We start from the raw sequence: 22,849 nt of genomic DNA, 5'->3' as shown, positions 1-22,849 counted from the left end.
CAGCGCCCGGCGTGGTCCTGGGAGTACCCGGATTCGGGCAGTCGACCCGGTCGCGGTGCCCGCGGGTTCCGGGCGGCGGCGCGACCTGTCCAGCCATGGTGCGGTGCCGGAGCGCGAGATGCCATGGCGTGGGCCACAGCGTGACAAGGAGCGCATGCGCCGGGAGGGGTCCAAGCACCTCAACTTCCCCTGCCGTCACACTGGTTGACGTGTGAAACACCTGGCTCACCCTTGACGCCAAGCTATGGCTGGGGGTTTGCTGTGCGTGATCAGTTGATGGCAAGCCGACAACAGACGACGAGCCACGTCGCGTGAGGAAGTCTCCGCGGTGTCCCCACCTCCGCCACCCCTGGGCCGCGGCCGCAGACGCGCCGCCAGGGCACTCGACGCCGCCCTGGACGACGCCGAGCTCGTCACCGCACGGGCCGCGTTGGCCCAGGGCCGCTGGCAGGCCGCCCGCACCCTGCTCGCCCACACCGGGGACGACTGGGACCGGCGCGGGCACCGGCTCGCGGTCCTCGCCCTGGAGCCGTACAGCGCCCCCTGGGCCCGCGACTGGCTGCTCGCCGAGCCCGAGTCCGCCGACGCCTCGGCGCTGCTGGCCCTCGCCCTGGTCCAGCGCGCCCTGCGCGGCAAGGACGAGCCGGTGCTGGCCCGCGAGGCCTGCCGCGGCGCCGCCGCCCGTGCGCCCGCCGATCCCACCCCGTGGCTCGGCCTGCTCATGCTGGAGTGCGTCCTGGGCGCCGAGGACGCGGCCCTGCGGCTCTTCGGCGAGGTCCGCGAGCGCTACGCCGACCATCACCACGCCCACCACCTGATGATCGCCCGGCTCGCCGAGCGCCGGGCCGGCGCCGGCCCGGACCCGCTGCACGAGGTCTACGACTTCGCCAACGCCTGGGCCGAGCAGGCGCCCGCCGACTCGCCGCTGGCGATCCTGCCGGTCGTCGCGCACGCCGAGCGCTACCGCGCGCTGGCCGCCGCCGGGCACGAGCCCGCCGAGCCGGCCGGCTCCGCGCACTGGACCGGGCGCCGGGCCCGCCAGGTGATGAAGGCCGCCTTCGACTGGTGGCTGGAGTGGGAGCACGACGGACATCCGCGCCGTCTGGTCGACCTGAACTTCCTCGCCCACGCCAAGGTCTGCGAGGGCCGGGGCGCGGAGGCCGCCGCCTTGTTCCACCGCATCGGCGACCATCCGACCGCCGCCCCCTGGGCCTACCCGGACCGTGATCCCTACACCGCCTTCCGTGCCGCACGCGAGACCGCGCTCGGCATGGCGTAGAGCCCACCCCGCAGCTTCCCGCAGCTCCACCGACCCAGCCCGACCCCCGCGGCCCCACCCCGCCGCGATCCCCCGAGCAGAAGGACGGTCTCCATGACGACGGGCAGTTCCAGCACGAGCAGACCCACCGCCGACGACGGCATCAGCACGTTCAGGGGGCGGGAGCGCGCGCTGAGCGCCGACCGCCTCGGCACGGGGGGCCTGCTGCTCTCCGTCCTCGCGGCGACCGCCCCCCTCATGGTCGTCGCGGGTGTCATGCCCACCACATTCGCGGTGATGGGCATCGTCGGACAGCCGCTCCTGTTCGTGGTCCTCGGCGTGGTCCTGGTCCTCTTCAGCGTCGGCTACGCCGAGATGAGCCGCCACGTCCACAACGCCGGCGCGTTCTACGCGTACATCTCCCGCGGCCTCGGCGCCACGGCCGGCGCGGGCGCCGCCCTGGTCGCCCTCGTCGCCTACAACGCCCTCCAGGTCGGCATCTACGGCATCTTCGGCTACGAGGTCTCCGGACTGTTCGACACCTACGCCGACCTGCGGATCGCCTGGTGGATCCCGGCCCTGGCGGCGGCCCTGGTCGTCGGCGCCCTCGGCTGGCTGAAGATCGACGTCAACGCGCGCGTGCTGGGCGTGCTGCTGGTGATCGAGGTGGCCCTGGTCGTCGTCTTCGACATCGCCGCCGTCGCCGACCCCGCGCGCGAGGGCCTGTCCCTGCACGCCTTCAACCCGGACACCCTCAGCGGCGCCGGCGTCGGCACCGCCCTGTGCTTCTGCATCGCGGCCTTCCTCGGCTTCGAGCAGGCACCCGTCTACGCCGAGGAGACCAGCCGGCCGCACATCCTCGTGCCGCGCGTGATGTTCCTCGCCGTCGGCGGGGTCGCCGTCTTCTTCGCGCTCAGCAGCTGGGCCCTGACCGTCGCCGCCGGACCCTCGGCGATCGTCGGCGAGTCGCAGAAGCAGAGCGCCGGCCTGCTCTTCTCCCTCACCGACTCCCGGCTCGGCGGCACCTTCACCGACGTCCTGCACGTCCTGTTCGTGACCGGCATGTTCGCGGCCCTGCTCAGCTTCCACAACGTCGTCGCCCGGTACGCCTTCGCCATGGGCCGCGAGGGACTGCTGCCCGCCGCCTTCGGCCGGACGACCGGCGCGAGCGGCGCGCCCGGCACCGGCTCGCTGCTGCAGACCGCGGTCTCGGTGGTGACGGTGACCGCCTTCGCGATCGCCGACGACAAGCCGGCCGGCGACCCGACCGAACCCGTCCTGCACCTGTTCACCTGGTTCGGCAACGTCGGCGCCCTCGGCGTGATCGTGCTGATGGCGGCGGCCTCCGCCTCCGTCGTCGTGTTCTTCGCCCGCCGGGGCGCCGCGGGCGCGCAGGCCTGGCGGCTGGTGACCTCCGTGGTCGCCGGGATCGCCCTGCTGGTGATCGCCGGCTACACGGTCAGGGACTTCGACGTGCTGGTCGGCGCCGGCCCCGACTCCGTGCTCAGCTGGCTGCTGCCCGGGATCATCGGACTCGCCCTGGTCGTGGGCCTCGCGCAGGGGCTGCTGCTGCGCTCCCGCCGGCCCGAGGCGTACGCCCGGATCGGCCTCGGCAACGAGGCGTTCCAGCTGGACAAGGCCGCCGGGAAGGCGCCGTAGCCCGGCCGCCGTCTGAGAGCCGCGTAAGAAGTGCTTACGGAACCCTGACGAGCACCCGCCCGCCCTGGCCCCGCCGGGGTGGCGGGTGTTCGAATGGGGGAGTGAACCAGCAACAGCCCGAGGAGCGGGGCACGCCCGTGGGCCGCCGCGTCGTCCTCGGCACTCTGGGCCTCGGCGCCCTCGGCATCGTCGCCGCGCCCACCCTGCAACGCGGTCTGGAGGCCTTCCTCGGCAGCGCCGCGGACAAGGACCCCACCGGCCTCACGGGCCTGCTCCCCAACGGCGGCGGCTTCCGCTACTACTCGGTCACCTCCTCGGTTCCCCACAAGGACGCCGAGAACTACCGCCTGACCGTCGACGGCCTGGTGGACCACCCGAAGGACTACACCCTCGCCGACCTGCGGGCGCTGCCCCAGACGCGGCTGGTGAAGGACGTCCAGTGCGTCACCGGCTGGCGGGTCCCCGGCACCCCCTTCGAGGGCGTGCGCCTGTCCCGTCTGCTGGACGCGGCCGGGGTCCGCTCCTCGGCGGGCGCGGTGCGCTTCCGCTGCTTCGACGGCGCCTACACCGAGTCCCTCACCCTCGCGCAGGCCCGCCGCTCCGACATCCTGGTGGCGCTGCGCATGCAGGACAAGGACCTCGGGCACGACCACGGCGGCCCGGTCCGCCTGTACGTGGCCCCGATGTACTTCTACAAGTCCGCCAAGTGGCTCTCCGGCATCACCGTCACCGAGGACGTGAAGCCCGGCTACTGGGAGGAGCGCGGCTACGACGTCGACGCCTGGGTCGGCCGTTCGAACGGGCGGGACGATGAGCGTACGAGCTGAGGCGGCCACGCCGTCGGTCTCCCTGATCCGCCGCTTCGGCCGGGCCCAGCGCTGGGTGCACCGCACGACGGCCGCCCTGATGGGCGTCTGCGTGGTCACGGCGGCCTGTCTGTACGTGCCCCAGTTCGCCGAGCTCGTCGGGCGCCGCGAACTGGTCGTCCGCGTCCACGAGTGGGCGGGGCTCGCCCTGCCCGTGCCCGCCCTGGCCGGACTGGTCTCCCGCGGTTTCCGCGCCGACCTCGGCTTCCTCAACCGCTTCGGCCCGCACGACCGGGTCTGGCTGCGCGCCGCCCTGCACCGCGACAAGCGGCGGTCGTCGCGCCCGGCGGGCAAGTTCAACGCCGGGCAGAAGATCTACGCCGCCTGGATCGCCGGGGCGACGCTCGTGATGCTCGGCACCGGCCTGCTGATGTGGTTCACCCACCTCACCCCGCTGATGTGGCGCACCAGCGCGACCTTCGTCCACGACTGGCTGGCCCTGACCGTCGGGATCGTGGTGGCCGGCCACATCGGCATGGCGCTCGGCGACCCGGGAGCCCGCCGGGGCATGCGCACGGGCTCGGTGAGCAAGGAGTGGGCGGACCGGGAGCATCCGCTGTGGCGGCCGTGAGCGCGTCCGAGGGGGCCTGAGCACGTCCGGCCCGGGACCGCGGCGGCAGCCCGGCGGTCCGCGTGCCCCCTTCGCGGCGACCGGGCGCCCCCGTTCTCAGCCCTCGCCGAAGTCCAGCAGCACCTTGCAGGACCGGCTCCGGTCGGCCGCCAGGGCGAACGCCGGCTCCGCTTCCGTGACCGGGAGGACCGCGCTGATCAGGGAGTCGAGGGTGGACTCGGCCGCGAGCAGGTCGAGCGCCCGGCCGAACTCGTCGTCGAAGCGGAACGCCCCGCGCAGTTCGATCTCGCGGCTCACCACCAGGTTGCCCGCGAACGGACTGGGCCCGGGCGGCAGCATGCCCAGCTGCACCACGACCCCGCCGCGCCGCACCCGCCGCAGACAGGTGTCGAGGCCGGCGGCCGCCCCGGACGCCTCCACGGCCGCATCGGCCTCCGCGGGCCATCCGGCGTCGTCCGGGTCGTCCGCCCGTACGACGGTGTCGGCGCCTGCGCCACGGGCGTATCCCAGGGCCGCCGGAAGCAGGTCGGTGACCGTCACGTGAGCGGCGCCGGCCGCCTTGGCCGCCGCGACCACCAGACAGCCGATCGGGCCCGCACCGGTGACCAGGACGTGCCTGCCGGTGACGTCCCCGGCCCGCCGCAGCGCGTGCAGGGCCACCGAGAGCGGTTCGGCGAGGGCGGCGCGCCGCATCCCGAGGCCCTCGGGGAGCGGCCGCAACTGCCGTACGGGTACGGCCAGTCGGGCCGCGAACCCGCCCTGCACGTGGGGAAAGCGGGCCGCGCTGCCGAGGTGGCGGGTGTCCCGGCAGACGTTGCGCCGGCCGTCCGCGCACTCCGGGCAGACCCCGCACGGCGTGGCCGGGTGCACGGCGACAGCCGTACCGACCAAGGGTTCTGACGGCCCGTCACCCACGGCGACGACCGTCCCCACCACCTCGTGCCCGAGCACCATCGGCTCCCGGAGCCGGAAGTCCCCGACCCCGCCGTGCCGCCAGTAGTGCAGATCCGACCCGCACACCCCGCCGTAGCGGACGGCGACGAGCGCCCGGCCGGGGCCGGGCACCGGTACCGGCAGCTCCTCGACCCGCAGGTCTCCCGGACCGTGGATCACACAACCCAGCACGGCACGGCTCCTCTCACAGCACGCTCGTCATACCGCCGTCGACGTACAGCACCTGTCCGCCGACGAAGTCCGCGGCGGGCGAGGCGAGGAAGAGCAGTCCGCCCACCAGGTCCTCGGTGCGGCCCCAGCGGCCGGCCGGGGTCCGCCCGCGCACCCAGGCGCTGAACTCCTCGTCCTCCACCAGCGGTCTGGTCAGCTCGGTCTCGATGTAGCCGGGGCCGAGACCGTTGACCTGCACGCCCGAGGGACCCCAGTCCGCGCACATGCCCTTGGTGAGCATCTTCAGCGCGCCCTTGGTGGCCGCGTAGGGCGCGATGCCGGGCCGGGCCACCTCGCTCTGCAGCGAGCAGATGTTGATGATCTTGCCGTGGCCGCGTTCCGTCATCCTGCGGGCCGACTCCCGGCCCACCAGGAACGCGCTCGTCAGGTTGGTGTCCAGCACGCGGTGCCAGTCGGATTCGCTGAACTCCAGGAGCGGGGCCCGCAGTTGCATACCCGCGTTGTTGACCAGGATGTCCAGCGGGCCCACCCGCTGTTCGACGTCGGCGATCCCGGCCGCCACCGAGGCGCCGTCGGTCACGTCGAACACCGCGGTGCGGACGTCGCCGGGCAGTTGTGCGGCCGCCTCGCCGAGACGCCCACCGTCCCGCCCGTTGAGGACGACCGTGCAGCCCGCCTCCAGCAGCCCGCGGGCCAGGGCCAGGCCGATGCCCCGGCTGGAGCCCGTGACCAGGGCCGTACGACCGGCGATGTCGAACAGCGGATGACTCATCGCCGTACCCCTAGACGACCAGTGAAAGGAGCATGACCAGGCCGCCGGCGACCACCGAGATGATCGTCTCCATCACGGACCAGGTCTTGAGGGTCTGGCCGACACTCAGCCCGAAGTACTCCTTGACCAGCCAGAACCCGGCGTCGTTGACATGGCTGAAGAAGAGCGAGCCGGAGCCGATTGCCAGGACCAGCAGGGCCGTGTGCGCCGTCGACATGTCGGCGGCGAGCGGGGCGACCAGACCGGCCGCCGAGATGGTGGCCACGGTCGCCGAACCCGTCGCCAGGCGGATCGCCACCGCGATCAGCCAGGCAAGGAGCAGGGCCGGGATCGACCAGTCCTTGGAGATCTCCAGGATCATCTGGCCCACGCCGGAGTCGATCAGCGTCTGCTTGAAGCCGCCGCCCGCACCGACGATCAGCAGGATGCTCGCGATGGGCGCGAGGCCCGACTCGACGGTCCGCGAAAGCCGTTCCCTGCTGAACCCGGCGGGCCGTCCCAGCGTGAACATGCCGACGATGACCGCGGCGAGCAGGGCGATCAGCGGGGAGCCGATCACGTCGAAGACACGCTGCACGGAGTGTGTCGGGTCGTCCACGACGATGTCGACCAGTGCCTTGGACAGCATCAGGACGACCGGCAGCAGAACGGTGGCGATGGTGGCGGCGAAGCCCGGGCGGTTCTCCAGCTCCTCGGACGGGCGCTGCGGAACCATGCGGTCGGGGACCGGGACGTCCACCCAGCGGGCGGCGAACTTCGAGAACACCGGACCGGCGATGATCACCGTCGGGATCGCGACGAGGATGCCGAGCGCCAGCGTCACCCCGAGGTTGGCCTTGACCGTGTCGATGGCGACCAGCGGGCCGGGATGCGGCGGGATCAGGCCGTGCATCACCGACAGCCCCGCGAGGGCAGGGATGCCGATGCGCATCAGGGAGTAGTTGCCGCGCTTGGCGACCATCAGCACGACCGGGATCAGCAGCACGATGCCGACCTCGAAGAACAGCGGCAGCCCGATCACCGAGGCGATCAGCACCATCGCCCACGGCATCGAGCGGCCCCCCGCCTTCGCGAGGATGGTGTCGACGATCTGGTCCGCGCCGCCGGAGTCGGCGAGCAGCCTGCCGAGGATCGCGCCGAGGGCGATCAGCACGCCCACGCCGGCGACCGTGGTGCCGAGGCCGGTGGTGAAGCTGACGATGACCTTGTCGAGCGGGGCGCCGGCGAACGCGCCCAGCGCCAGCGACCCGATGGTCAGCGCCAGGAACGCGTGGACCTTGAACCGCGTGATCAGCAGGACGATGACGGCGATGCCCGCCAGCACGGCTATGCCCAGCTGGGCGTGGCCGGCCGAGGTGATCGGATCGACGGTGTCCGCTGCCAGCATCTCGACGCTGAGTCCGGTCACGGGGATGTCCTTCTACAGGTGTGGGAGGGGAGGGAGGCCGGGGAGAACGGAGTGCGTGTGGAAGGGGAGCGGCCCGTCAGTGCAGGGGCTCGGGAAGACCGGCGAGAGCCTTCGCGGCCCGCTCGGTGATCTCCTCGGGGCTCCCGGAGACGTCCACGGCGACCCCGGCCTCGTCCGCGCCGAGCGGCTGGAGCGTGGCGAACTGCGAGTCCAGCAGCGCCGTCGGCATGAAGTGACCCCGCCGGTGCGCCATCCGGTCCTCGATCAGCCGCCGGTCGCCCGCGAGGTGCACGAACGTGATCCGGGGGGCCGCGGCCCTGAGCCGGTCACGGTAGGACCGCTTCAGCGCCGAGCAGCTGACCACGCCGCCCAGCCCGGCCCGGCGGTGCGCCCAGGAGCCGATGGCGTCGAGCCAGGGCCACCGGTCCGCGTCGTCGAGCGGGGTACCGGCCGACATCTTGGCGATGTTGGCCGGCGGGTGGAAGTCGTCGCCCTCGGCGTACGGGACGCCCAGCCGGGCCGCCAGCAGGGGACCGATCGTGGTCTTGCCGGTGCCCGCCACGCCCATCACCACCACCACGTGCGGGGTACGCATCACTGCCTCGCTGTCTCCTCGACGGCCGACGCCGCCATCCGGCGTCGGCCACACTGAAACGCATTAGGTACGACGAATTCAAGTGTCTGTGACAAATAAGTCTGACTTTTTGGGGCGTGAGCTGCCCCGTACTCTGAGTGCATGAGCACACCGGGCCGGGGTCTGCACGGCCATGTACTGGACACCCTCGGCCCCGCGATCACCGCGGGCGAGCACCCGCCCGGCAGCGTTCTGCGGACGGACGAACTCGCGCAGCGCTTCGAGGTGTCACGTTCGGTGATGCGCGAGGCGGTCCGCGTCCTGGAGTCCATGCACCTGGTCGAGTCCCGCCGCCGGGTCGGTGTGACGGTGCGCGCCGAACGCGAGTGGAACGTCTACGACCCGCAGGTCATCCGCTGGCGGCTGGCCGGCGCGGACCGCCCGCGGCAGCTGCGCTCACTCACCGTGCTGCGCTCCGCGATCGAGCCGGTCGCCGCGGGCCTCGCCGCCCGCCACGCCACCGCCGAGCAGTGCGCCGAACTCACCGAGTGCGCCCTCGGCATGGTCGCCCACTCCCGCGGCCACCGCCTCCAGGACTACCTCGTCCACGACGTGGCGTTCCACCGGGTGATCCTCGGGGCCTCGGGCAACGAGATGTTCGCCCGCCTCGGCGACGTCGTCGCGGAGGTCCTCGCCGGCCGCACCCATCACGAGGTCATGTTCGAGGACCCCGACCCCGCAGCCGTCACCCTGCACGTCCAGGTCGCCGAGGCGGTCCGCGAGGGCGACGGGCCCCGCGCCGAGAAGTTGACCAGGGAGATCACGGTGGGAGCGCTCCAGGAACTGGACATCCTCGCGCCGTGACGGCCCTCCCGGCCGCCGGCCGGGTCAGTCCAGGAACTCCCCGTCGACGTACACCCACGCCCCCTCGACCCGCTCGAACCGGCTCCGCTCGTGCAGGTGACCGCCCCGGAACGACGCCCGGAAGGTCACCGTCCCCGTCGAGTGGAAGGCCGAGCCGTCCTCGGTGGCCAGGATCTCCAGACCGGTCCACCGCATGCCCGGATCGGGTTCGGCCCGCGGCGGCCGCGTCCGCGGATGCCAGGTCCGCAGCAGATACCCCTCGTCCCGACGCACGAAGGCGCTGTAGCGCGACCGCATGAGCGCCTCCGCCGTGGGCGCGGCCCCCTCACCCCGGTGGAACCGGCCGCAGCACCGCGCGTACGTGTCGGGCAGGCCGCAGGGGCAGGGCTGTTCGGTGACGGAGGCGGAGCCGTGCTGCCGCCCCGGGCGCGGGGTACGTCGGGACATGGCGTCCATCCTGCCGCACCCCGCCCCGCTACCGCTCCGGGCCCCGGGGCAGCGGCGGCAGCGCCGTGCCGTACACCCAGGCGTCGAACAGCTCCTCGTGCGACTCGGCCGCGAACCGGGCCACATGCGCGGTGAAGGTCGCCGTGGTCACCGAGCCGCCCCGGTGCAGACCGGCCCAGCCGCGCAGCATCCGGAAGAACGCCTCGTCACCCAAGGCGCAGCGCACGGCGTGCACCGTCAGCCCGCCCCGCTCGTAGAGCCGGTCGTCGAACATCGACTTGCGGCCCGGGTCGGCCAGCTTCAGGTCCTGCGGCAGCGAGGACAGCGACCGGTGCGCGGCGGCGGCGAGTTGCTGGGCCGAACGGCCGCCCGAGCGCTCCGACCACAGCCACTCCGCGTACTTGGCGAACCCCTCGTTCAGCCAGATGTGCCGCCAGTCCGCGATGGACACACTGTTGCCGAACCACTGGTGCGCCAGCTCGTGCGCCACCAGCCGCTCCGAACCCCGCGCCCCGTCCACGTGGTTGGCGCCGAACAGCGACAACCCCTGTGCCTCGACCGGGACATCGAGCTCCTCCTCGGTCACCACGACCGCGTACTCGTCGAACGGGTACGGCCCGAAGAGCTGTTGGAACAGGTGCATCATCCCGGGCTGCCGCGCGAAGTCCCGGGAGAACTCCGGCAGCAGATGCGCCGGGATGTGCCCGTGCTGCGGCACCCCGCCGAGCCCGGGATCGCCCAGCAGCACCGTCTGGTACTTCCCGATCGACAGGCCGACCAGATAGCTGGACGTCGGCGCCGACTGCTCGTACACCCAGGTCGTCGTGCTCGCCTTCGTCGTCCGGGTCAGCAGGCGCCCGCCCGCCACCACCGCGTACGCCGAGGGCGTGGTGATCGAGATCTGGTACGACGCCTTGTCGGCCGGCCGGTCGTTGCACGGGTACCACGACGGCGCCCCGACCGGCTGGCTCGCCACCAGCGCCCCGTCCGTCAGCTCCTCCCAGCCGAGACCGCCCCAGGGGCTCGCGACCGGTTTGGGATTGCCCGACCACTGCACCTCGACGGTGAACGTGGCCCCCGCCCGGACGGGCTTCGCGGGACGGATGCGCAGCTTGCCGCCCCGGTGCGTGTAGTGCGGCTGCCGGCCGTCCACCCGGACCCGGCCCACCCGGAAGTCGGCCAGGTTCAGCTGGAACTCGGCGAGTGGCGCACGCCCCGCTATGGCGTTGATCCGGGCCGTCCCCGACAGGCGGTTGGGGCCCGGTCGGTAGTCCAGCGCGAGCTCGTAGCGGTGCACCCGGTAACGGGGATCACCGTTGGCCGGGAAATACGGGTCCGCGCCCACGGACTGCTGAACTGCCACTGCTGCGTCTGCTCCCTGCGCTGTGCTCGTACGTGGTGCCGGATCGCGAGATCGCGCACCGTCCTCCGGCCCCTGACGAGCCGCGCTCAGGGGCGCCATGCCTCGATCGGGTTGCCGAGCCAGCGGGTGTCGTCGGGGACGGACTCCGCAGCCATCACGAGCGACGCGGGGCCCAGGGTCGTACGGGCTCCGACGGTGCTGCCGGGCAGGACGATTCCGCCAGGGCCCAGCGTCGCGCCCTCACGGAGGACCACAGTATCCGTCCGCAAGATCCGGTCGTGGAAGAGGTGTGTCTGCAGGACGCAGCCGCGGTTCACGCTCACCGCGTCCTCCAGCGTCACCAGGTCGGTCTCGGGCAGCCAGTAGCTCTCCACCCAGGCGCCCCTGCCGATGTGCGCGCCGAGGCCGCGCAGCCACGCCGTCAGCACGGGCGTGCCCGGAACGGAGCCGGCCAGCCACGGCACGGCCACCACCTCCACGAACGTGTCCGCCAGCTCGTTACGCCACACGAACCCGCTCCACAACGGGTGCTCCCCGGCCCGGTGCCGGCCCACCAGCAGCCACTTCGCCACGATCGACACCAGGGCCGCCGCGGCCCCCGCCCCCAGCAGAACCAGGCCGGACAGCAGCGGCGCCCACGCGCCCAGCGCACACAGGGCGGCCACCGTCAGCACGGCCAGCGCCGCCGAACAGAACACCGGCACGATCCGGCACAGCTCCACCAGCGCCCGCGCCCACAGCAGCCGCGCCGGCGGGTCGTACGTCCGGCTCTGATCACCGCCGGCCGAACTGCGCGGCAGCTTCATCGGCGGCAGCCCCAGATACGAGCTGCCCTTCTTCGCCTTCTTCGGCGTCGCCGACAGCACACCCACCAGGCCGCCGTCGGGCACGCTGCGCCCCGGCGCGGTCATCCCCGAGTTGCCGAGGAACGCCCGTCGCCCGATCTCCGCGCGCCCGATCCGCACCCAGCCGCCACCGAGTTCGTACGGCGCGGTCAGCGTGTCGTCGGCCAGGAACGCGCCCTCGCCGACCGTGGTCAGGCTCGGCAGGGCGAGGACGGTCGACACCTCGGCGCCCCGCCCGATCCGCATCCCGAGCAACCGCAGCCACACCGGCGTGACCAGTCCGGCGTACAGCGGGAACAGCGTCTCGCGCGAGCGGTCCATCAGCTGGGTGACGGTCCACGCCTGCCAGCCGATCCTGCTGTGCGTGGGATGCGTGCCCTCACGCAGCCGGACACTCAGCAGCCGCACCGCGACCAGCAGCAGCACCGCGTACGCCAGCCCGAAGGCGAGCGTCGCCGGCACCAGGGCGAGGACCGCGCCCCGCAGGGCCTCGGCCGGCGTCCCGCCGGGCGTCACGAACAGGCGCGCCACAAGGAGGGCCGCCCCGCCCGCGACCACCGGCAGCCCGGTGAGCGCGAGACCCGTCAGGCCGTACATCACCCGCCAGTACGTGCCCCGGCGCGGCCGCTCCCTGGGCCAGTTGCGCTTGGCCTTGCCGAGCTTGACCGCGGGCGCGCCCGCCCACCGCTGACCGGTGGGAACCTGCCCGGTGACGGCCGAGCCGGGCGCCACCTCGGCGCGCTTGCCCACCCGGGCTCCGGGGAAGAGCACGCCACGCGTACCGACCACGGCGTGCGCGCCCACCCTGACCGGGCCGATCTCCAGCCGGTCACCGTCCAGCCAGTAGCCGGAGAGGTCCACCTCGGACTCGACGGCGGCACCCCGGCCCAGGCGCAGCATGCCGGTCACCGGCGGCAGCGAGTGCAGGTCCACGTCCGGACCGACCCTGGCGCCCAGCGCCCGCGCGTACCGCTCCAGCCAGGACCCGGTCAGCGAGGTCGCCCCGCTGAACTCGGCCAGCCGCTCCGCCGCCCACAACCGCAGATGCACCCCGCCACCGCGCGCGTACCGGCCCGGCCGGACACCCCGCAGCAGCAGCCGCGCCCCGCCCGCGGCGATCGCGAGCCGTCCGGGCGGGCTGAACAGCAGCACGCCCGCGCCGGCGACCAGCCACCACGGGGCGGTCGGCAGCCAGGCGTACCCGGGCAGCAGGTTGCCGAGCGCGGCCAGCGGCACCCACCAGCGCAGCCCCAGCAGCGTGAACAGCGGCACCAGGGCGAGCGTCTGGATCACCTGGGCGCGCACCGGGACCGGCGCGATCTCCCGGGCCGCGCCGTCGTCCTGCGCGGACTTCTCCAGGCGGCGGGCCAGCTTGCGCAGGGTCGGCTGCTGGTAGATGTCCAGGACGGCGGCGCTCGGATAGCGGGCGCGCAGCCTCGTGGTCAGCTGGGCGGCGGCCAGACTGCCGCCGCCGATGGCGAAGAAGTCGTCGCGGGAACCGGTGACCGGGATGCCGAGGACTTCCGTCCACTGCTCCGCGAGCCACGCCTCGGTTCCGTAGAGCCGCTCGGCCGGGCCACCGGTCTCCAGGCCCTCCAGCGGCCACGGCAGCGCGGCCCGGTCCACCTTGCCGCTCGTGCGCGTCGGCAGGTCGCCGACCGGCGCGAGCAGCGGGACGAGCGCGGCGGGCAGAGCGGCGCGCAGCTTCTCCACGGCCGCGGCCTGGTCCCAGCCGTCCTGGGTGACGACATAGCCGACCAGCAACTGGTTGCCGCCGCGCGCACTGCGCACGGCCGCCGCGGCGCCCGCCACCCCGGGCAGCGCCTGCAGGGCGGCGTCCACCTCACCCAGCTCGATACGGCGGCCGCCGAGCTTGATCTGCTCGTCGGCCCGCCCGAGGAACACCAGGCCCTCGGGTTCCGCCTTGACCAGGTCACCGCTGCGGTACGCCCGCTCCCAGCCCAGCGACTGAAGCGGCGCGTACTTCTCCGCGTCCTTCTCGGCGTCGAGGTACCGGGCCAGCCCGACCCCGCCGATCACCAGCTGCCCGCTGCCGCCCATCGGCACCGGCTCACCGGCGTCGTCGACGACGGCCAGCTCCCAGCCGTCCAGCGGCAGCCCGATCCGGATCGGCTCCGCACCGGACAGCAGCGAGGCGCAGGCCACCACGGTCGCCTCGGTGGGCCCGTAGGTGTTCCACACCTCGCGCCCCTCCGTCACCAGGCGCTGCGTCAGCTCCGGCGGGCAGGCCTCGCCGCCGAAGATCAGCAGGCGTACGTCGTTGAGGGTCTCCGGCTCCCACAGGGCCGCCAGCGTGGGCACCGTCGACACCACGGTGATCTCCTGCTCGACCAGCCAGGGCCCCAGGTCGGCCCCGCTCCTGACCTGCGAGCGCGGCACCGGCACCAGACAGGCTCCGTAGCGCCAGGCCAGCCACATCTCCTCGCAGGAGGCGTCGAACGCGACGGACAGCCCGGCCATGACCCGGTCGCCGGGCCCGATCGGCTCCTCGGTCAGGAACAGCGCGGCCTCGGCGTCCACGAAGGCGGCGGCGCTGCGGTGGCTGACCGCGACGCCCTTGGGTCTGCCGGTGGAGCCGGAGGTGAAGATGATCCAGGCGTCGTGCCCGGTCCCGGGCCGGGCGGCGGCGGAGCCGGAGGAGCCGTGGACGGTGATCTCGTGACCGGCGCCGATCACGGCCCGCACGTCCGCCTCCCCGAAGACCAGCTCGGCGCGCTCGTCGGGGTCCTCGGCGTCCACCGGGACGTAGGCGGCTCCGGCGGCCAGGACGGCCAGGACGGCGACGTAGAGGTCGTTGGTGCCCGAGGGGACGCGGACGCCCACCCGGTCGCCGAGGCCGACACCCGCGGCGGCGAGGTCACGCCGCAGGTTCTGCACCTCGACGGCCAGCGCCCGGTAGGTGAGGCGGACCGTGCCGTCGTCCAGGGCGAGCTCGTCGGGGTGGGAACGCACGGACGCGTCGAAGATGTCGACGAGGGTGCGCGGGGAGGCGGCCGGTCCGCCGGAGAAGCGTGCCGTGTCGCCGAACCGTTCGCGTATCTCTTCGTCGAGCAGACCGAGAGCACTGCTCTCGTGTATGGCTGCCATCGGGTCCTCGCGTCTCGATCCCGGAGCCATCCGGGGCGCTGGCGGGCCCGCACCCACAGGTCTGCCTGGGGTTGTCCGGCACCAGCTCCGTAACAAGCCGGAAATTTTAGTACGAAGCTAGGTCCGCCCTCCCGGATCGGCCACCCGGGACGACCGTCCGGGACCGGTCGGCGGCGCGCCGCACCCGGCGTGACCTGGTGATCTTGACCGCGGGGGAGAGATGGCCCACATCGGGCGCAAAGGGGCCCTCGCGGGCCTGGAGTGACGAATCCCCCGGCCGCTGAGCGGCCGGGGGATTCGGCTGGTGTCCGAGGGGGGACTTGAACCCCCACGCCCGATAAAGGGCACTAGCACCTCAAGCTAGCGCGTCTGCCATTCCGCCACCCGGACAAGGTGCGTGCCGTGCGGAGTTTCCCCCGCGGCGACAGGTGAAACATTACCAGGCTTCCGGGAGTGACCGATCACCCCGCCCGGCCCCCCGCGCCCCCGCCCCGCGTGAACGGCGTGTGACGGGCCGGGACCGGTCTTGGGGCGCGGGCCGGGAGCGGGGGAGGATGAAGGCGACCACCAGCAGGGACAGCGGGAGGAAGCAGCGTGAGCGAGACGGACACGGCCAGCAGCGTCACCGGCCAGGACGAGGTCGTGGACCTCTGCCGCGAGCTGATCCAGATCGACACCAGCAACTACGGCGACCACTCGGGACCGGGCGAACGCAAGGCTGCCGAGTACGTCGCCGAGAAGCTCGCCGAGGTCGGCCTCGACCCGCAGATCTTCGAGTCGCACCCGGGCCGCGCCTCCACCGTGGCCCGCATCGAGGGCGAGGACCCCTCCAGGCCGGCGCTCCTCATCCACGGCCACACCGACGTCGTACCGGCCAACGCCGACGACTGGACCCACCACCCCTTCTCCGGCGAGATCGCGGACGGGTGCGTGTGGGGCCGCGGCGCCGTCGACATGAAGGACATGGACGCGATGACCCTCGCGGTCGTCCGCGACCGGCTGCGCAGCGGACGCCGGCCGCCCCGCGACATCGTCCTCGCCTTCCTGGCGGACGAGGAGGCCGGCGGTACGTACGGCGCGCGGCACCTCGTCGACAAGCACCCCGGCCTGTTCGAGGGCGTCACCGAGGCCATCAGCGAGGTCGGCGGCTTCTCCTTCACCGTGAACGAGCAGCGCCGGCTCTACCTGATCCAGACGGCCGAGAAGGGCATGCACTGGATGAAGCTGACCGTGGCCGGCACCGCCGGGCACGGGTCGATGATCCACCGCGACAACGCCATCACCGAACTGTCGGAGGCCGTCGCCCGGCTCGGCCGGCACACCTTCCCGGTGCGGGTCACCCGGACCACCCGGGCCTTCCTCGACGAGCTCGGCGACGCGCTCGGCACCGAACTCGACCCGGAGAACATGCAGGGGACGCTCGCCAAACTGGGCGGCATCGCCAAGCTCATCGGCGCGACCCTCAGCAACACCGCCAACCCCACGCAGCTGAACGCCGGTTACAAGGTCAACGTCATCCCGGGCGAGGCCACCGCGCACGTCGACGGACGGTTCCTGCCCGGCTTCGAGGAGGAGTTCCTCGCCGACGTCGACCGCATCCTCGGACCCCACGTGCGGCGCGAGGACGTGCACTCCGACAAGGCGGTCGAGACGACCTTCGACGGCACGCTCGTCGCGGCCATGCAGTCCGCGCTGCTCGCCGAGGACCCGGCGGCGAAGGCCATCCCGTACATGCTCTCCGGCGGCACGGACGCCAAGTCCTTCGACGACCTCGGCATCCGCGGCTTCGGTTTCGCCCCGCTGAAGCTGCCGCCGGAGCTGGACTTCGCCGGCATGTTCCACGGCGTCGACGAGCGGGTGCCGGTGGACGCGCTGCGGTTCGGCGTGCGGGTGCTCGACCGGTTCATCGACGCGTCCTGAACTCCCGTAATTCGACCGCGCGTACGGAACCGACTGAGAAGAGTGAATGCGACCATAAGCTCGTAGCTCCATTACTCCTTCCTCGTTACAGGTGATGCGATCCGCTGCTTGGGATCGCATTGCCAACAAGGAGGAATAATGATCAAGAAGGTCGTCGCTGCTGCGGCTGCCACTGGTGGGCTGGTTCTCGCGGGAGCGGGCCTGGCTGTCGCCGACGCGGGTGCCCAGGGTGCTGCCGTGCAGTCCCCGGGTGTCCTGTCCGGCAACGTCGTTCAGGTTCCCGTGCACATCCCGGTGAACGTCTGCGGCAACACGGTCTCCGTGATCGGGCTGCTGAACCCCGCCTTCGGCAACACCTGCGTCAACCACTGACGTTGTGCCTCGCCCCGTGAGGGCCTGAGCCGGCCGGCCCCGGAACGCACGCCATGCGCTCCGGGGCCGACCGGCCTTTTCGGAATGCCGGGAAAGCCATGAGGATTTCGGTCTCCGCTCCCGGTTTCCGGATGTCGGATTTCGCTACACAAGGTCGAAGGCAGGGATTCAGTAATGCGACAGGTCACCCGCAAGGGTCTGATGACCGTGGCGGCCGCGACCGGCGTGCTCGCCGCCGCCGGGGGCGCCGCCCACGCCGACTCGGGCGCGCTCGGCTCCGCCTCGAACTCGCCGGGCGTACTGTCCGGCAACACCGTGCAGGCGCCGGTGCACGTGCCGGTGAACGCCTGCGGGAACACGGTGAACGTCGTCGGGGTGCTGAACCCCGCGATGGGCAACAAGTGCGCCGACCGCAGCGGCGGCAACGGCCCGGCCGGGGGATACGGCGGCTCCGGCGCCCACGGAGGCGGGTACGGAGGTCACGCGGGCCACGGGGCCCACGGAGGTTCCGGGGGCTCGCACGCCGGCGGACACACCGGTGGCTCTCCCGGCGTCGGCTCGGGCAACCACGTCGAGGTGCCGATCGACGCCCCGGTGAACCTCTGCGGCAACAGTGTGGACGTCATCGGCATCGGCAACCCCGCGATGGGCAACGACTGTGCGGACGACGGGGGTTACGGAGGTCACGGGGGCGGCCAGGGCGGCCATCACTGGGGCCATCAGTGGGGCGGCCACGGCGGCCATCACGGCGGCGGCCACGGTCACGACGGCTGTCACGAGCACGGCGGGCACGGGCACGGCGGGCACCACGGGCACGGCGGGCACCACGGGCACGGCGGGCACCACGGGCACGGCGGCGGTCACTCCACCCCGCCCGGAACGCCGGGTCACCCCGGCACCCCCGAGCACCCGGGCCACCCCGGCACCCCGAACCAGCCCGGTCACCCCGGTCTCCCGGGAACCCCGGCCGCCCCCGGAGGGCACGCGCCGGGCGGCTCCTCGCACGTCAGCCGGCCGGGCGCCCCATCCGTCGTCCAGCCGCAGGCCGCCGCGCAGCTCGCCCACACCGGCAGCGACCTGCCGATGGGCCTGGTCCTCCCGGTGGGCGCGGGAGCGCTGCTGGCGGGGGCGGTCCTGTACCGCAAGGGACGCGCCGCGGCGTGACCACGCGAGGGACGCGCCCCGGGGTGATCACCGCAGGGCAGGCACCCGGGTGCGACCGGGTGCGAACCCGGTGAACGAACACCGCGCTCACCGCACTCCCACGGGCGGTGAGCGCGGGGGTACGGGCCTCGCCTCGGCGGGGCCCGTCATGCTGTACGCCGTCTCACCAGGTGGCACGGACCTGGCGGATGATCCGCCGTCGCAGCCGCACCCTGCGGCTGCCGTCACGGAGCAGACTCAGGCGGTCCAACTCCCAGTGTCCGTACTCTGCGTGGTCTGTCAGCAGGCGTGTCGCGTCCTTGCGGGAGACCCCGCGCGGTACGTACACGTCGACAAATTCGTATTCCGGCATCGCATCTATTGTGCGGGCACACGCCCGGTACGGATAGCGTCTGCACTATGTCTGATGCTGCGCAGCCCACCGCTGCCGAGGTACGCGCCGCCGCCGAGGCGGTCAAGACCGCGCTCGACCGCCACCTGGCCGCGGTCGAACGCAGGTCCGGGGAGGACGATCCCGCCGTCTACGAGGCGTTCAACCAGCTGGCCGCCGCCGCCGAGGTGTACGACGAGCTGCTCTACGACCGCTACGACGAGGTCACACCTTTCGAGATCCCCGGTGCGGACGACTCGCTGCCGCCCTACACGGGCCCCGAGGAGCCCAACGCGCTGAGCGTGCTGATCCGCCGCGACTACGCCGTGGTGGAGCCGCAGCGGCTGCTGGCCCAGGCCGAACGGATCGAGGCGGTCGACGACATCGGCACGGAACCGGAGACCTCCGCCACCGTCCACGGGGCGCTGGGCATACTGTTCGGCGAGTTCGAGGCCGACGAGATCGCCTCCCGGCACAAGGAGTTCGGCCTGGAGGAGGGCGACTCCACGCTCTGGGTGACGGCCGCCGACGAGTCGGCGGAACCCGGTGAATGGCTGGCGGCACCCTTCGAGCAGATCGACCCGCAGCGGGTGGTCTGCCGCTTCGACGTCAGCGCGGTGTTCGACGACGAGATCGACGACGACGTTCACCTCGTGGAGGCCGAGGAGGACGAGGACCTCGAAGAACTCGAGGAGGGCGTGGACGACGACGCCGACGACGACCTGGAACCGCACGACGCGGACCGCTGAACGGGCGCGCCGGCCGGTAGGACGACGACTGCGGCGGCACCTGGGCCCAGGCCCGGTGCCGCCGCCGTACGTCCAGCCGTCCGTCGTGTTCAGCCGGCCGCCGGGACCTGTGCGCCGAGCAGGGCGGGCAGCCGGGTCGTGCGGGGCTTCGCCGCCACCTCCGCCACCGCCTTCGGCAACGCCTGCTCCACGCCGTGGACCACGGACAGATGACGGTCCGCCCGGCCGAACGCCGTGTACACCCAGGGGCGGCTGAGCGACTGCGCCGCGTCCCCGGGCAGCACCACGACCGCCGCGGACCACCGGCACCCGACCGCCTGGTGCGCGGTCAGCGCCCACCCGTGCCGCACGCTCTGCTCGACCCGCTCCTTCGGTACGACGACGGTCTCGCCCCCGCACGACAGGTGCAGCCCCTCGGCGTCGGCCTTCTCCACCCGGCCGGGCAGCGTACGTCCCGGAGCGGGCGAGTAGGCGATCCGGTCGCCGGGGTCGAAGCCGCCGAACCGGCCGGGCCCCGGGTTGAGCCGTTCCTTGAGCGCGGTGTTCAGCACCCGGGTGCCGGCCGCGCCGCCGTGCCCGGGGGTGATCACCTGCGTCTCCTCCGCCGGGATGCCGATCGCCCGCGGCACTGAGTCCGCGACCAGCTGCACCGTGCGATGCACGGCCTCGCCCGCGTCCCGCACCGGCACGATCACGACCTCCTTGCCGGGCGCGTCGACCTGGTTCAGCTCGCCGACGCCGATGCCGGAGACCAGCTCGCCGAGCGGCCCCGGGTCCGGCCGCCGCGAGGCGACCTGGGGGCAGACCCGCGCCGCCAGCAGGTCCGCGAAGACCCGCCCCGGTCCGGCCGACCACAGCATCGCGGGGTCCCCGGCGAGCACCAGCCGGGCGCCGTCCGGCAGCGACTCCGTGACCAGGGCCGCCGTCTCGACATCCAGCTGGGGCGCGTCGAGGACGACGAGCAGGTCCAGGTCCAGCGCGCCGTCCGTGTCCCGGCCCGGGCCCTCGACGCCGGCCAGCAGCCCGGCGACCGTGGCGACACCGGGGCCGGCGCCGTCGGGGGTGCCATCCGGTGCGGCGGCCCGCGCGGTCAGGGCCGCGAAGCGGGCGCGGCCGAGCGGGGTGTGGGCCGCGGCCCAGGCCCGCAGCCCCAGTGCGTGCGCGGCGCGCAGCAGCGCCGCCGGTTCGGCCAGGGACGCCTCGGCGCCGGTGTGCAGCACCAGGCCGTGGCCCGCGACCGCGCGGATCAGTTCCACGCCGGCGCCGTCGGCGGACGCGGCGGCCCCGTCCCAGTCGGCGGCCGAACCGTCCTCCTTGGGAACGGAGTTGATCAGCCGGGCCAGGCCGTCGGCGAGGCTCTCCTCGGCCAGGGCGTACCGCTCCAGGCCGACGAGGACGCGCACCGGCCGCTCCTCGTCCTCGTCCTCGGCCGCCTCGGTCTCCCGCCGGCCGGGCGCCCCGGACTGTTCCAGTGCGTCCTGGAAGAGCAGGGCCTCGCCCTCCGCGACGGTGTCCTGCACGGCCGCGTCCGGGTCCGGCACGGCCTGGCGGCCCAGCGCGGCGACGAGCGCCGGCAGGTCCAGCGCGGTGTGTCCGGCCAGCGCCGCCTGCTCCAGCAGCCAGACGGTCAGCGACCGGCCCCGCCGCTCGTCCCGCGGTCCGCTCTCCGCGCCGAGCAGGGCCCGCGCGAACCCGTCGGCCTGCTCCGGCCGCACCCCGCCGACCCGCAGCAACTGCCAGGGATCGGCCCGCAGCAGGTCGTCCGCGCCCTCGCCCAGGGCGGCGACGACCTGCGGGGCGAGCGCCTCGGGCGCACCGCCGTCGGTCAGAACGCGCCGTACGGCACCGACGGTCTCCGGCGCGGCAGCCGAGGGCGCGGCGGCCTGCGCCACCACCGGCTGGGGCCTGGGCTCGGGGGCCGCCCGGCGCGGTGCCGGGGCGGGTTCACGGAATGCGGTGGCGACGGGCTTCTCCCCGCTCTCCACGGCCCGTACGGCCGCGAGCAGGTCGGCCGCCGTGCCGCTGAGCTTCGTCCCGCTCGCCACGGGCTGCTTCCGCTCGGCTTTGCGCCGCTCGATCCGCTCCCGCTCCACCCGCTGTGCGGCCAGCTCGGCCTCGGCCTCGGAGAGCTTCGCGGCGCTCTCACCCTCGCCCGCGCCCTCAGCCGGGGAGGCACCCTCGCCCTCGCCCGCGCTGTCCTCCCCGGTGTCACCGGTGTCACCGGCATCGGCGACCGGAACGGCCCCCGCGTGCTCGCCCGCGCCGTCACCGTCGCCCCCGGCTTCCGGCGCGCCGTCCCCCGCGGAGGCGTCCGGCGCTCCCCGCCCGGTGTCGAGAGCGCCCTCCGTGTCGAGAGCGTCCTCGGTGTCCTGAGCGTCCTCGGTGGGCTCCGGCTCCGTGCTCACAGCGTGCTCCAGTCGTGATCGGGATAGCGGTGCAGCGGCGCCGACACATCGTCGAGCGCCCGGCAGATCTCGTCAGGAAGACTAAGGGCCTCCACTGACAACGCCGCCGTGAGCTGCTGCGCGTTGCGCGCTCCGACGATCGGCGCGGCCACACCGGGCCGGTCGCGGACCCAGGCGAGGGCCACCTGGAGCGGGGTCACGGCCAGGCCGTCCGCCGCGGTCGCCACGGCGTCCACGATCCGGCTGGCCGTGTCGTCGAGGTACGGCGCGACGAAGGGCGCCATGTGCGCCGAGCCGCCCCGCGAGTCGGCCGGCGTCGCCTGGCGGTACTTGCCCGTCAGGACCCCGCGGCCGAGCGGCGAGGAGGGCAGCAGGCCGATCCCGAGGTCCAGGGCGGCCGGCAGCACCTCGCGTTCGACGCCGCGCTGGAGCAGTGAGTACTCCAGCTGCGTGCCCGCCAGCCGGGTCCGGGTGCCCGGGGCCGCGAGCTGCCAGGTCGCCGCCTTGGCGAGTTGCCAGCCGCTGAAGTTGGACACCCCGGCGTAGCGGGCCCGGCCGCTGCTGACCGCCAGGTCGAGGGCCTGGAGTGTCTCCTCCAGCGGTGTGACCGGGTCGAAGGCGTGGACGTGCCACAGGTCGACGTAGTCCGTGCCGAGCCGGGTGAGCGAGTCGTCCAGGGCGGCGAGCAGGTGGCCGCGGGAGCCGTCGGAGCGGCGGTCGGGGTCCGGCACGCTGCCGGCCTTCGTGGAGATGACGAGGTCGCGGCGGGGGACGAGCCCTTCCATGAGGCGCCCGAGCAGGTACTCGGCGTCTCCGTCGCCGTACACGTCGGCGGTGTCCACGAGGGAGCCGCCCGCCTCCCAGAACGTCTTGAGGAGGTCCGCCGCGTCGTGCTCGTCCGTGTCCCGGCCCCAGGTGAGGGTGCCGAGCCCGATGCGGGACACGCGCAGGCCGGTACGACCGAGATGCCTCTGCTCCATGGTCGCCGAGATTACTGGCCAGAGCCTGT

19 protein-coding genes and 1 tRNA gene are annotated in these 22,849 nt (G+C 73.4%); 9 read left to right on the top strand and 11 right to left on the bottom strand.

Annotated elements, in window-relative coordinates; genetic code table 11:
• Positions 1-328 precede the first annotated feature (328 nt).
• The 4 genes from ABZT03_RS22080 to ABZT03_RS22065 all read left to right on the top strand — a co-directional run bounded on the left by ABZT03_RS22080 (position 329) and on the right by ABZT03_RS22065 (position 4,354).
• Positions 329-1,279, top strand: a complete 951-nt coding sequence (locus tag ABZT03_RS22080; protein WP_356041783.1) for a hypothetical protein — start codon at positions 329-331, stop codon at positions 1,277-1,279.
• Positions 1,280-1,372: 93 nt separating this feature from the next.
• Entirely contained in the window at positions 1,373-2,917 is a 1,545-nt protein-coding gene (locus ABZT03_RS22075) for an APC family permease (protein ID WP_356041782.1), read from the top strand.
• Positions 2,918-3,018: 101 nt separating this feature from the next.
• The gene (locus tag ABZT03_RS22070) at positions 3,019-3,744 is read left to right on the top strand and encodes a molybdopterin-dependent oxidoreductase (RefSeq protein WP_356041780.1); all 726 of its coding nucleotides are present in this window, start codon (positions 3,019-3,021) and stop codon (positions 3,742-3,744) included.
• Complete coding sequence (locus tag ABZT03_RS22065) at positions 3,728-4,354, top strand: cytochrome b/b6 domain-containing protein (protein ID WP_356041778.1); 627 nt, start codon at positions 3,728-3,730, stop codon at positions 4,352-4,354. Before ABZT03_RS22070 ends, ABZT03_RS22065 begins: the two co-directional genes overlap by 17 nt.
• 96 nt (positions 4,355-4,450) lie before the next feature.
• On the opposite strand, the gene ABZT03_RS22060 is transcribed toward ABZT03_RS22065, so the two are convergent.
• The 4 genes from ABZT03_RS22060 to ABZT03_RS22045 all read right to left on the bottom strand — a co-directional run bounded on the left by ABZT03_RS22060 (position 4,451) and on the right by ABZT03_RS22045 (position 8,254).
• Positions 4,451-5,479, bottom strand: coding sequence for an L-idonate 5-dehydrogenase (locus ABZT03_RS22060; RefSeq protein ID WP_356041776.1), 1,029 nt, complete (start codon positions 5,477-5,479; stop codon positions 4,451-4,453).
• A gap of 13 nt (positions 5,480-5,492) precedes the next feature.
• Positions 5,493-6,251 carry an SDR family oxidoreductase gene (locus tag ABZT03_RS22055; RefSeq protein WP_356041775.1) on the bottom strand — a complete coding sequence of 253 codons (759 nt, stop codon included), beginning with the start codon at positions 6,249-6,251 and terminating at the stop codon, positions 5,493-5,495.
• A gap of 10 nt (positions 6,252-6,261) precedes the next feature.
• A complete protein-coding gene (locus ABZT03_RS22050) occupies positions 6,262-7,659 on the bottom strand; it encodes a gluconate:H+ symporter (RefSeq protein WP_356041773.1) in 1,398 nt (465 codons plus the stop codon).
• A gap of 76 nt (positions 7,660-7,735) precedes the next feature.
• Positions 7,736-8,254, bottom strand: a complete 519-nt coding sequence (locus ABZT03_RS22045) for a gluconokinase (RefSeq protein WP_356041772.1) — start codon at positions 8,252-8,254, stop codon at positions 7,736-7,738.
• A gap of 141 nt (positions 8,255-8,395) precedes the next feature.
• Here ABZT03_RS22045 and ABZT03_RS22040 point away from each other — a divergent pair, with 141 nt between their 5' ends.
• Positions 8,396-9,097, top strand: coding sequence for a FadR/GntR family transcriptional regulator (locus ABZT03_RS22040; RefSeq protein WP_356041771.1), 702 nt, complete (start codon positions 8,396-8,398; stop codon positions 9,095-9,097).
• A gap of 24 nt (positions 9,098-9,121) precedes the next feature.
• Here ABZT03_RS22040 and ABZT03_RS22035 read toward each other — a convergent pair whose 3' ends face one another.
• The 4 genes from ABZT03_RS22035 to ABZT03_RS22020 all read right to left on the bottom strand — a co-directional run bounded on the left by ABZT03_RS22035 (position 9,122) and on the right by ABZT03_RS22020 (position 15,250).
• Entirely contained in the window at positions 9,122-9,544 is a 423-nt protein-coding gene (locus tag ABZT03_RS22035) for a YchJ family metal-binding protein (protein ID WP_356041770.1), read from the bottom strand.
• Positions 9,545-9,572: 28 nt separating this feature from the next.
• On the bottom strand, positions 9,573-10,907 hold the full coding sequence (locus ABZT03_RS22030; RefSeq protein WP_356041769.1) for a M1 family metallopeptidase: 1,335 nt from the start codon (positions 10,905-10,907) through the stop codon (positions 9,573-9,575).
• An 86-nt stretch (positions 10,908-10,993) separates the two neighbouring features.
• A complete protein-coding gene (locus tag ABZT03_RS22025; protein WP_356041768.1) occupies positions 10,994-14,860 on the bottom strand; it encodes a Pls/PosA family non-ribosomal peptide synthetase in 3,867 nt (1,288 codons plus the stop codon).
• A 302-nt stretch (positions 14,861-15,162) separates the two neighbouring features.
• Positions 15,163-15,250 (bottom strand) — tRNA-Leu (locus ABZT03_RS22020).
• Positions 15,251-15,454: 204 nt separating this feature from the next.
• Between ABZT03_RS22020 and ABZT03_RS22015 the strand changes: the two genes are divergently transcribed.
• The 3 genes from ABZT03_RS22015 (at position 15,455) to ABZT03_RS22005 (ending at position 18,316) form a co-directional block, all read left to right on the top strand.
• On the top strand, positions 15,455-16,780 hold the full coding sequence (locus ABZT03_RS22015) for a M20/M25/M40 family metallo-hydrolase (protein WP_356041767.1): 1,326 nt from the start codon (positions 15,455-15,457) through the stop codon (positions 16,778-16,780).
• A 138-nt stretch (positions 16,781-16,918) separates the two neighbouring features.
• On the top strand, positions 16,919-17,152 hold the full coding sequence (gene chpH, locus ABZT03_RS22010; protein WP_356041765.1) for a chaplin ChpH: 234 nt from the start codon (positions 16,919-16,921) through the stop codon (positions 17,150-17,152).
• A gap of 174 nt (positions 17,153-17,326) precedes the next feature.
• Complete coding sequence (locus ABZT03_RS22005; protein ID WP_356041763.1) at positions 17,327-18,316, top strand: chaplin family protein; 990 nt, start codon at positions 17,327-17,329, stop codon at positions 18,314-18,316.
• Positions 18,317-18,479: 163 nt separating this feature from the next.
• On the opposite strand, the gene ABZT03_RS22000 is transcribed toward ABZT03_RS22005, so the two are convergent.
• Positions 18,480-18,668 carry a DUF5703 family protein gene (locus tag ABZT03_RS22000; protein WP_005485166.1) on the bottom strand — a complete coding sequence of 63 codons (189 nt, stop codon included), beginning with the start codon at positions 18,666-18,668 and terminating at the stop codon, positions 18,480-18,482.
• A gap of 47 nt (positions 18,669-18,715) precedes the next feature.
• Here ABZT03_RS22000 and ABZT03_RS21995 point away from each other — a divergent pair, with 47 nt between their 5' ends.
• Complete coding sequence (locus tag ABZT03_RS21995) at positions 18,716-19,435, top strand: hypothetical protein (protein WP_356041761.1); 720 nt, start codon at positions 18,716-18,718, stop codon at positions 19,433-19,435.
• 89 nt (positions 19,436-19,524) lie between these two features.
• On the opposite strand, the gene ABZT03_RS21990 is transcribed toward ABZT03_RS21995, so the two are convergent.
• Both ABZT03_RS21990 and ABZT03_RS21985 read right to left on the bottom strand, forming a co-directional pair.
• Complete coding sequence (locus tag ABZT03_RS21990) at positions 19,525-21,840, bottom strand: helix-hairpin-helix domain-containing protein (RefSeq protein WP_356041759.1); 2,316 nt, start codon at positions 21,838-21,840, stop codon at positions 19,525-19,527.
• A complete protein-coding gene (locus tag ABZT03_RS21985; RefSeq protein ID WP_356041758.1) occupies positions 21,837-22,820 on the bottom strand; it encodes an aldo/keto reductase in 984 nt (327 codons plus the stop codon). The genes ABZT03_RS21990 and ABZT03_RS21985 overlap by 4 nt, the downstream gene beginning before the upstream one ends.
• Between the last annotated feature and the right edge of the window lie 29 nt (positions 22,821-22,849).

The sequence above is a fragment of the Streptomyces sp. NPDC005574 genome (assembly GCF_040605435.1).
In the GTDB taxonomy this organism is placed as follows: domain Bacteria; phylum Actinomycetota; class Actinomycetes; order Streptomycetales; family Streptomycetaceae; genus Streptomyces.
This window is presented reverse-complemented; position numbering and strand designations above follow the sequence as displayed.